At 46.9% G+C, this 10,966-nt stretch carries 8 protein-coding genes; 7 read left to right on the forward strand and 1 reads right to left on the reverse strand.

Going from position 1 to position 10,966, the window contains the following annotated elements:
- Window positions 1-227: 227 nt before the first annotated feature.
- Entirely contained in the window at window positions 228-1,985 is a 1,758-nt protein-coding gene (locus QUA90_RS29125) for an NFACT RNA binding domain-containing protein (protein WP_333385785.1), read from the forward strand.
- A gap of 380 nt (window positions 1,986-2,365) precedes the next feature.
- On the opposite strand, the gene QUA90_RS29130 is transcribed toward QUA90_RS29125, so the two are convergent.
- Complete coding sequence (locus QUA90_RS29130) at window positions 2,366-4,462, reverse strand: iron uptake porin (RefSeq protein WP_333448648.1); 2,097 nt, start codon at window positions 4,460-4,462, stop codon at window positions 2,366-2,368.
- A gap of 134 nt (window positions 4,463-4,596) precedes the next feature.
- Here QUA90_RS29130 and QUA90_RS29135 point away from each other — a divergent pair, with 134 nt between their 5' ends.
- The 6 genes from QUA90_RS29135 to QUA90_RS29160 all read left to right on the forward strand — a co-directional run bounded on the left by QUA90_RS29135 (window position 4,597) and on the right by QUA90_RS29160 (window position 10,867).
- Complete coding sequence (locus QUA90_RS29135) at window positions 4,597-4,893, forward strand: hypothetical protein (protein ID WP_333448646.1); 297 nt, start codon at window positions 4,597-4,599, stop codon at window positions 4,891-4,893.
- Window positions 4,890-6,056, forward strand: coding sequence for a glycosyltransferase (locus QUA90_RS29140; RefSeq protein WP_333448647.1), 1,167 nt, complete (start codon window positions 4,890-4,892; stop codon window positions 6,054-6,056). Before QUA90_RS29135 ends, QUA90_RS29140 begins: the two co-directional genes overlap by 4 nt.
- Window positions 6,057-6,411: 355 nt before the next feature.
- On the forward strand, window positions 6,412-7,143 hold the full coding sequence (locus QUA90_RS29145) for a sugar transferase (protein WP_333076234.1): 732 nt from the start codon (window positions 6,412-6,414) through the stop codon (window positions 7,141-7,143).
- 441 nt (window positions 7,144-7,584) lie between these two features.
- Entirely contained in the window at window positions 7,585-8,616 is a 1,032-nt protein-coding gene (gmd, locus tag QUA90_RS29150) for a GDP-mannose 4,6-dehydratase (RefSeq protein WP_333054667.1), read from the forward strand.
- Between the two features lie 408 nt (window positions 8,617-9,024).
- Window positions 9,025-9,969 carry a GDP-L-fucose synthase gene (locus QUA90_RS29155; RefSeq protein ID WP_333330611.1) on the forward strand — a complete coding sequence of 315 codons (945 nt, stop codon included), beginning with the start codon at window positions 9,025-9,027 and terminating at the stop codon, window positions 9,967-9,969.
- A gap of 286 nt (window positions 9,970-10,255) precedes the next feature.
- Window positions 10,256-10,867, forward strand: a complete 612-nt coding sequence (locus QUA90_RS29160) for a Uma2 family endonuclease (RefSeq protein ID WP_333448649.1) — start codon at window positions 10,256-10,258, stop codon at window positions 10,865-10,867.
- The last annotated feature ends 99 nt before the right edge of the window (window positions 10,868-10,966 follow it).

Raw genomic sequence — 10,966 nt, forward strand, 5'->3', positions numbered from 1 at the left:
GGTTAATATTAAGCACTTTAAAAACTGGTTTACAAGCTGCTGCTACTGTACTTCATAAACCTGGAATCCCCTGTATTTGTTATTTGTTATTTCTTAACGAAATTATTGAAGCGCTTTCATAGCGAAGGACGCAAAGCCAAGAGTAAAGAATAATTTGATATAGTTAGTAAAATGTGACCGATATCTGTCAGCATAGAAATAGATAGTTCGATCGCAAAGAGGCCACCGTGCAACCCGTAGACTTTACAACTTTAACCGCAGCTTGCAGCGAACTGCGAGCCCAATGGCTGCCAGCGCGCTTAGAACAAGTCTACCAGCGCGATCGCTTCACCGTGTCCCTAGCCCTCCGTACCATGAAAGGGCGCGGCTGGATAGACCTTTCCTGGCATCCTGTGGCCGCCCGCATCTGCGTCGGCGACCCCCCGCCCCGCATTCCCGACACCTTCACCTTCAGCGAACAACTGCGGCACCAACTCAGCGGTTTAGCCTTAGTTTCCATCGCCCCTGTTTCATCCTGGGAAAGAGTCATCGACTTGCAGTTCGCCAAACGCCCCGGAGAACCCGCCCTCTGGCACCTCTACGCCGAAATCATGGGCAAATACAGCAACGTCATCCTCACCGCCCAAGACAACCTCGTTGTCACCTGCGCCCACCAAGTCAGCGCCAAACAGTCCACCGTCCGCCCCATCCAAACCGGGCAACCCTACGAAATGCCCCCGTCTTTGACCGATGCAGTGCCGAGTCTGAGCGAATCTCAAAACCGCTGGCAATCACGAATTAGCCTGGTTCCTGGGCAATTAAAGGGCAATCTGTTGAAGAATTACCGAGGGATGAGTAAAGCCTTAGTTTTGTCAATGATTCGATCGGCTTCTTTAGACCCCGAACAATCCACCGACAGCCTCAATCCCGACGAATGGCAGCAACTATTTCAACGCTGGCTATACTGGCTGCAATGCCTAGAAAACTCCAAATTTCACCCAAGTTTTACCCCCGAAGGCTACACAGTCATCGATTGGCCCGCCCCAGAAAATCACAATGTAGGGGCGGTGCCCCCGTGCCCGCCCTCTGATGCTTCTTCCGTTCAAGAAATACTTAACAGCTACTACACAGGCCAAATCAATCAAGAAGTATTCGCCCAACTGCGGCATCAGCTTACCCAAAAACTCAACAACGTCCTGGCAAAACTGCGCCTCAAAGCCAACACATTTAAAGAACGCTTACAGCAATCTGCAGACGCAGACACCCACAAATCCCAAGCCGACTTGCTGATGGCAAATTTGCAGCATTGGGAACCGGGAATGAAATCAATTTCCCTCCCTGACTTTGAAACTGAGAAACCAGTTATCATTCCCCTAAACCCGGAAAAAAATGCGGTTCAAAACGCTCAAGCAATCTACAAAAAACACCAAAAACTTAAAAGAGCCCGCATTGCAGTAGAACCTTTGTTAGCCGCCGTACAGGAAGAAATCGACTATTTAGAACAAGTTGAAGTCGCACTTTCAGTATTGGAAACCTACCGCAACACCCAAGATTTGCAAACCCTCGCCGAAATCCGCGAAGAACTGATCCAACAAAAATATCTAGACGTACCAGATTACCGCAGTACCGACAAAAATGCTGCGATCGAATTTCACCGCTACCAAAGCCCCAGCGGCTTTGAATTATTAATCGGGCGCAACAACCGCCAAAATGACCAACTCACTTTTCGCACAGCCAACGACTACGACTTGTGGTTCCACACCCTAGAGATTCCCGGAAGCCACGCTTTGCTGCGTCTCACACCCGGTACTGTGGCTGAAGAAACCGATTTGCAATTTGCCGCCGACATGACTGCTTACTACAGTCGCGCCCGCCACAGCGAACAAGTCCCCGTGGTTTATACAGAACCGAAATATGTATACAAGCCCAAAGGCGCAAAACCGGGTATGGTTGTATACAAGCAGGAGCGGATTGTCTGGGGTAGACCGCAGCAAGCTCCTGCTTGATTTATACAAAGTGAGTGAAGGGGCAATCGGCAAGCGAAACTTCGTTTTTACCTCAAATAAGCTGTTTGGAACCGATAAACCTACGCAGAAACCGGATTTTTGAAGCCAGCTTTGGTTATACAAAGTGACTGGGAGTGCGATCGTCGCCTAAAAATTAAAATTCGTCTGTAATGTAAAGTTTTATTACATAAAATTAAATTTTGTTGTTATAATACCACTTAAGAGAGATGATATTTCTTTTAGAACCCTTTGCAAAGAAACGTGCAACTTGGGTTTCCTCACTGTGAGAAAAACACTGTGGGAACACAACGGATTTAACTATTTGTGCAGACCAGCTTTTGCAAAAGCTGGTCGTTTCTGTTTAAACCTTAAACCCGCTCCTAGAAAGTAAACGTGGTTCTGACAACCCCAATCACCAAATCAGAATTATTCTTATTGTGGTCAGGAGCAGTCAGCCAAATCAGACCAGGAGTGACAGAAATATTGTCGCTCAACTTAAACTGATAGAAACCTTCAACGTGCAGCGAAGTATCCTTATCTTCCGGCAAAGTCCGATTAGTAGAACTCGTTACCCGCGGCTCCATACCTACCAAAATCCCCGCCACATTTCCTTCTTTCAACAAATCGGGAAAAGCCAAAGTAACTGCCCAGTTCCAGACTTTTTGATCCCCCCGCTGCACAGAACCCGTAGGAGTAGCCAAGTTGGATAAAATGCGCTGGTTCGTGTAACCCGCCCAACCGCCAATTGCAAATCTCCGATTCAACTGCCACGAAGCTTGCGCGCCGTAGGAATTGCTAGAAATCGGGAGAGTGGTATCGCTATCGAACCCGAAGGAACCGAGACGCTGCGGAAAATTAGAAGTATTGCTGCCGGTATTGGTAATTAAGTTGTAGGAATTAACGTAAGTTAAACCTAAAGCAATGCTGTCGCTCGGTGTAAAAGTCAACTGAGCCAAACCGCCGTAAGAACCATTAAACAAACCATTTCCCCGCGTCGGGTTGGCAGCATTGCCGGCCAAATATCCCAAACTCAGCTCCAGTTTTTCCCCAAACTGATGCCGCAGAGCGATGCCAGAACCACCAAGCAAATAGTAAATTGGGTTGCGAGTACCGAAGTTAGAAAGAGCGCCGTAGCTGCCGTCTCCGTCAAAGTAAGGGTTGACAGTGTTGGTAAAATCGTCAGCAGCGCCGGCGTTGGCTTCTAGAATTACAGTAGTGCTTTTGCCGATAGGGAATTGGTAAAGCAGCGCATCTAAAGCTACTATATTGTTAGCCTCGCCAAAAGGCCCGACATTAAACCGCAATTCCCCTTCAGCAGTTTTCGTATTATTAGTAGAAAACGCACCCAGATTCAAAACTTGCAGTCGAGTTCTGAGCAAATCTTCTCCAGAAAAACTCGTGTCAAAATTGATACGAACCCTGCTGCCAAAAGCCGTGGTTTTATCAGCTTCGCGGCCCTCGGCATCATCTCCCCTGGCGATACCCGCCAAACCAAATATCACTTCGCCGTTGAGTTTAGTCGTAGTTGAAAACTGATTTGCTTCTAATTCAGAGGCGCGCGCTTCCAAAGCATCGACGCGGCCTCGCAAAGTTGCCAATTCCGCCGCAAATTCTTCTTGCAACCTTTGCACAGAAGCCAAATCTTCTCGCGTCGCCAGATTTCTCGAACCGCCTTGAATCAGCTCGCTAACTTTATCTAAACACGCATTTAAACCTGCTGCAAACTCGTAGCGAGTCATCGCCCGGTTGCCGCGAAAAGTGCCGTCAGGATAACCAGCTATGCACCCGTAGCGCTCTACTAGAGACTGCAAAGCTTGGAACGCCCAATCTGTGGGCCGAACGTCGGAAAGTTGCGAAACAGACGTTACCTGGCCGGCCGCATTTTCGCTGCTACTGTCTTCTTTGCTGTATTCATTGATTTGTTCTAAAACATTTGACTGTGCTGGAGGTTGGGTACTTGGATTTGGCGATTGGGAAATCTGCTCTTGGGTGCTTAAATTAGTCGGTGTAGCGGCGGGTTGGGTTTCGCTTAAGTTTGCGGGCGCGACTGCGGGAATTTGCTCCGCGACAGGTTGTTCGGCACTTAAATTTGCGGGTGCGACTGCGGGTTTGGTTTCGCTTAAATCCCCTGCAACTGCGTTTTCCGGTGCTTTTGCTTGTTCGGCAACTGGGGCAATCGGCTCGTTAGCGTTAGCCAAGCGATCCGAAGGAAAGCCCTCGTAGAGGTTCGCACTTTCTTTCTCAATAGTCTCAACAGTCAAGTTGCTAGCTAGCGATGCTGGTTCGCCTGTCTCAGCCTTTGCTGTCTCAGCCTTTGCTGTCTCGGTTGCAGCACCTGCTAATTGCAATTGATCAGCTTGAGCTATGGTGGAAATTTCTACCTGTTTCTCTGCTGCTAGCGCCGTCGAAGATACGACTAAACTTGCTGCCAATACCGCCGGACTAACTAAAAGTCCCTTCCACAAAAATTTGGACATTTTTTCCTTACACCACATTGAGCCGATCGCCCGTTCCGAAGATTTAGCCGATCGCAAATCACCTTTAGTATTCTGCCTAATAGTATTTCTTGTCAACAATCGGGGAAATCACTGCCGGAGAGTCCTGTTTTGCTGTGGCTGATTTGACAAAAACCCCGTTTATTCCCAAAATCCTTGGTTTGACTCACCTCTTGCATCATTCTCGCTTAACAGGCTTTTCGGCCTGTTCCACAAGAAAATTCACTCTTTGTGAAACAGGTATCTTGCCTGTTCCTAAACAAGTAATTGAGAATGGTGCAACATCTCAGTTTAAAGATACCTACCTAGAAACCTGGTTGATGGCTGGATATTGCGTAAGTTATCCCTCAGTAAGATTAATATTGACAGCACTGGCGCTAACAAATCGTTTGATCGGCTACAAATACAAGTGAAAAAACTCAAATACGCCCTAGTTCACGAATGGTTGACGCCCTTAGCTACTGGCGGTTCAGAACTCGTAGTACAGGAAATTCTCAAATACGTAAACGAGGCAGATGTCTATGCCCTCATCGACTTTGAATCAGCCAATCCCGAAAGCTATCTTTTCGGGCGACAGATTGGCACAACATTTTTGCAGCACTTTCCCAAGGCCCGCAGCGGCGTGCAAAAATATCTGCCATTTCTGCCGATCGCGATCGAACAACTAGATCTGCGAGAATACGACATCATCCTCTCCTCTTCCCATGCCGTTGCCAAAGGCATCCTCAGCAGTCCCCAGCAAATGCACGTCTGCTACTGCCACACGCCCATGCGCTACGCTTGGGACTTAACTTTTGACTATTTGCGTAGCAGCAAAGCCGGACGGGGCATCCAGGGTCTGCTGACGCGATATTTGTTGCATCGACTGCGGCAGTGGGACGTAATTTCCGCCAACCGCGTTGATTATTTCATCGCCAACTCTCAACACACTGCGCGCCGAATTTGGCGATGCTACCGGCGGCGGGCCGAGGTGATTTATCCGCCGGTAAATATCGATCGATTTTCCTTGATGCGGCAAAAACAAGACTTTTACGTCACCGTTTGTCGGTTGGTAAGTTACAAAAACGTAAGTGCGATCGTCCAAGCATTCAATCAACTCGGCCGTACTCTAATTGTCATCGGCACCGGGCCAGAATTAGAAATGATTCGGCAAATCGCCAAACCCAACGTGCAAGTGCTCGGCTGGCAACCCGCCTCCATAGTTGAAAAGTATATGGCAGAGGCGAAAGCCTTTGTCTATGCAGCTTGCGAAGATTTTGGCATAGCTTTGGTAGAGGCTCAAGCTTGCGGAACACCGGTAATTTCCTATGCAGCAGGGGGCGCTTTGGAGACAGTGCTCGACATTCGCCAACACCCAGAGACAGGGACTGGTTTATTTTTTTCCTCCCAAACCGCAGCAGCATTAGTCGAAGCTGTCGAGGAATTTGAGCAGTTGCAAGGCAAATTTCAGCCCGAAATCAGCAGGTTGCGTGCTGAACAGTTTGCCCCCGAAGTCTTTGGGCAGCGCTATCTAGCTTTTGTGGGACGCTGCAATCAGGAATTTCAATCCCGTGATTTTACGCAGTCTGGGGCTTGAGAGTACCAGATCCCGATAGCGGGACAATCTTCCTTCTGCCTTTGTATATAGCGGTTCTCAAAAAAGTGAGGTATGCCCTATGCCCTATGCCCTATGACCTATGACCTATGCCCTATGCCCTATGCCGGATAGTACCTCATCTTTCGCTCGAAAGGCTATAAGTGCCTTCAGAAGACCTCTGCATAAGTGCTTTGTGCCTTCTTCCTTCTGCCGCCAGAAGCCCTCTTCCTTCTTCCTTCTGCCTTTTGAAGCCTTCTGAAGGCAGAAAATTGAGTATTGGAAACATAATTCAGAGAACAAAGCGTCTTGAGGCTTTATGATCAGGACTGTGTGTGGTGTGAAGTGAAGGAGTAAGATGACTGCCGACAGCCAACTAATCTCCGGCAAGGTAATTCGAGCGATCGCAAGACGCGGTTTTGGGTCTGTCCTGCAAGGAGATAGACGCATAAGTCGTTCTCTACAGAGCCTCGACGGAGAACTTTTCAAGCGGTTATTTGACATCCTGTTTTCCTTATCGGTTCTGATCCTGTTTGCTCCGGTTTACCTGCTTTTGGCTTTCTTAATCGCCTTAAGCTCGCCCGGTCCTATTTTTTACGTACAGGAACGAGTAGGCAAAAACCGTAAAAGGTTTTATTGCCTGAAATTCAGAACGATGGTGGAAAATGCGGACGATATATTGCTAGAAATCATGGAAAATTCTCCGCATTTGCGTCAAGAGTTTGAGGACAATTTCAAGCTGAAACAAGACCCTCGAATTACCTGGATTGGAAGATTTTTACGAATGACCAGTTTAGACGAGTTTCCCCAGTTTTGGAATGTTTTAAAAGGAGATATGAGTGTCGTCGGACCGAGACCTTTAGTTGAAGAAGAACTGCCGAGATACGGCAGTCACATCAACAAAATTCTCACCATAAGACCTGGAATTACAGGCTTGTGGCAAGTGTCTGGTCGCAACGACATTCCCTATCCCCGCCGAGTCCAAATCGACCTCTATTACGCAAATGACAAAAACCTTTGGATGGATATGTGGATTGTTTTCAAAACAATTGGAGTTGTGATTTTTCCCAAAAATAACGGCGCATACTAATTTTTGTCCGCAGTCAGCAATCGGTAGTTAGTTTTATTTGTTACTGACCACTGATGCTGACTACTGACAATCAGCGACAAACTCTTTGTCAAAACTAAACAGTTCCTGGATGCCGATCGAAGAATTGTGAGCTTAACTAAAGGGGCAAATACTTAAATAAACCTACCTCTTATTCATCTAGAAAGATCAGTTCTTCTAGATAGACTACTTTAGGTTTAGGTGTTAAACTTAACTCTATAACCTTTGGCTTAAGGGGGATAGCCTACTTATCTTGGGATAGCCCACTACCCAACAGCGTAGGAAGTAAACTTCAACTGGCTTTAGGTAACTAAAGTGAAGTTTGAGTAAGTTTTATAAAGCAGTTTGAGAATACGGCAGGGAGCAACAGCCTCTGCCAAAAAATTTATTGTGAATTAACACAGCCTGTCAAAGGAAAATCAGATGACGCAACGTAAGCGAGCGCTAATAACAGGTATTACAGGTCAAGACGGCTCCTACTTGAGCGAATTACTGTTAGAAAAAGGATATGAAGTTCACGGCATTATCCGGCGCAGTTCTAGTTTCAATACCGATCGAATTGACCACATCTATGTCGATCCTCACAGCGAGGGTGCGCGCCTGTTTCTACACTACGGCGACTTGACGGACGGCACTACTCTCCGCCGGATATTGGAAGAAGTTCAGCCGGTAGAAATTTATAACTTAGGCGCTCAATCTCACGTTCGAGTCAGTTTTGACTCGCCGGAATATACGGTTGACACAGTAGGGATGGGAGTATTGCGGCTGCTAGAAGCAATTCGGGACTATCAGCACCGCACCGGCATAGAAGTGCGGTTTTATCAAGCAGGTTCTTCGGAAATGTTTGGTTTGGTACAGGAAGTTCCGCAGAAGGAAACAACTCCTTTTTATCCCAGAAGTCCTTACGCCTGCGCCAAAGTTTACGGGCACTGGCAAACAATAAATTATCGCGAATCTTACGGACTTTTTGCCTGCAACGGCATTTTGTTCAATCACGAATCTCCCCGCCGTGGCGAAACTTTTGTAACTCGCAAAATTACTCGCGCCGTGGCCAGAATAGTCGCCGGCAAGCAGAAAAAGATTTACTTGGGCAATCTCGATTCTAAGCGGGACTGGGGCTATGCTAAAGACTACGTGCGGGCGATGTGGCTGATGCTGCAACAAGACAAACCTGACGATTATGTCATTGCTACCAACGAGACTCATTCTATTAAGGAATTTCTCGATTTGGCTTTTACTTACGTCAATTTAGATTGGCAAAAATATGTGGAGTTTGACGAACGCTACTTGCGGCCTGCAGAAGTCGAACTGTTGATAGGCGATTCGACTAAAGCGCGCCAGCAATTAAATTGGGAACCTTCTGTAACTTTTCAGGAGTTAGTACATTTAATGGTAGATGCTGACATGAAAGCTTTAGAGGAGCAAGGTCGAGGTTCGGGCAACGGATTTGATTAAGTCGCTAAACCAAGCCGTCAGTGCGAACAATTTGTCGGGGTAGGGCCCCGTGTCTACCCCTTTGGCGAAAGGCGCGCACCGGGGGATAGCCCCTGCACACACTTCACAACTGATCGGAGGATTGTTACAGGTATTAGCGTAGCGCGATCGGCATTCAAAGAACCAGCTTAATTGCTCGCAAAATTTTCGGCTGTGCGAGCTAAAAAAAACATTAAAATGATAGTTGAGGAATCGCGACCCCTATATCTAACTTTCGGGTGTGAAGGGCGCAAATTGTCCCTATCGGGTGCAGCTAAAACAAATTTGTGGGCAACCTCATCTTGTAGCTGAAAGCTTTTTTTGCTAAAGCAACAATTTTAGAATTGAAATTGTCGATCGACCTTTATTCAAAATCCCGAGGCTAAAATTATGACAAGCTTGGATTTAAGCAACAAACGCATTCTAGTCACGGGCGGCGCCGGTTTCTTGGGCCGTCAGGTAATCGACCAGCTAGTGAAAGCAGGGGCCGATGCTGATAAAATTTCGGTAACTCGATCGCGCGACTGCGACCTCCGCGTCATGGAAAACTGCAAGCGCGCCGCCGACAAACAAGATATCATCATACACCTCGCCGCCCACGTCGGCGGCATCGGCTTAAACCTAGTCAAACCCGCTGAATTATTTTACGATAATTTGATGATGGGCGCGCAACTAATCCACGCCGCCTACGAAGCAGGAGTCGAAAAATTTGTCTGCGTCGGCACGATTTGCGCTTATCCCAATTTAACCCCAGTTCCTTTCAAAGAAGACGACCTGTGGAACGGCTATCCAGAGGTAACTAATGCACCTTACGGAATTGCCAAAAAAGCCTTATTAGTGCAACTGCAATCCTACCGCCAGCAGTACGGATTCAACGGTATCTACTTGCTACCAGTCAATCTGTACGGCCCGGAAGATAACTTTGACCCGAAAAGTTCCCACGTCATCCCCGCATTAATTCGCAAAGTCTACGAAGCCCAAGAAAGGGGAGACAAAACACTGCCAGTTTGGGGCGACGGCAGCCCTAGCCGCGAGTTTTTGTATTCCACAGATGCCGCGCGGGGAATTGTGATGGCAACGCAAGATTACAGTGAATCTGACCCGGTTAATTTGGGAACGAATAGCGAAGTTAAAATTCGCGATTTAGTGGAAACGATTTGCGAATTGATGGGTTTTGAGGGAGAAATTGTTTGGGAAACAGACAAACCGAACGGTCAGCCGCGCCGCTGTTTGGATACGGCAAGGGCTAAGGAAAAGTTTGGTTTTGTTGCGGAGGTGCAGTTTAAGGATGGGTTGAAAAATACGATTGATTGGTATCGACAACACGCCGCGTAAGTGTGAAAAATCCGGTTTCTTGAAGAAACCGGGGTTTTTTTATGAATAATACTAAATGCGGGTTAGAAACCTCATTTATAAGAGTCAGAGGTTGCCACCTATCCTATAGGAACCCGTCCCCCTTCTGGTACTAAGAAATTATACAAATTTGGGTGATAATTCACTGACAATAGTCGGCAGCAGTGCCGTGTCCATACTGCTGTGTCCTGTATTTCATCCGAGTGAAAACTGCTATAATACAAATACCTCGACTGAAATCATCGAAAACTGAAATTTGGGAAAGCCAATGATTGCCGATCGCACCCACAATTATATCTCGCCCGAAGAGTATCTGAAGTTAGAAGAACTCAGTCCCCTCAAACACGAGTATATACAGGGCGAAACCTATGCAAGGGCTGGTGCAAGCGATGCTCATGTGACAGTTGCCGGCAACTTATTTGCACTTTTAAGAAATCATGTTCGGGGTAGTGGCTGTCGCGTTTATATGTCCGACATGAAAGCCAGGATTGAATCGAAGAATATTTACTACTATCCTGACGTGATGGTAACGTGCGATGAACGGGACAAGGCATTTCAATCTTTTAAAAGATATCCTTGTTTAATTGTCGAGGTTTTGTCAAATGGTACTGAAGGATTCGATCGGGGCGATAAGTTTGCTGACTATCAAGAATTAGAAACCCTTCAAGAGTATGTGTTAATTAGCCAAAAACGTGAGCGGGTAGAGTGTTTTCGCCGTAATGCTGAAGGCTTGTGGGTTTTGTATTCGTATACTCAAGGAAGCAAAATTCACTTGGCTAGCGTAGATTTTCGCACAGGTATTGATGCTATTTATGAGGATGTAATTTTTACGAAGGAAGATTCAGAAGCAGAATTTGATGAACTGCGATCGAGGGGATAAATGGAAAGTGCGATCGCACATCGGTGGGAGCGTGTCACTTTTGCGATGAGTATAAATACTCAGAAATACTAGGGCAGAGGTTTTGAGCTATTGTTGGGC

It is taken from the genome of Microcoleus sp. D3_18_C4 (assembly GCF_036702355.1).
Taxonomy (GTDB): Bacteria; Cyanobacteriota; Cyanobacteriia; order Cyanobacteriales; family Microcoleaceae; genus Microcoleus.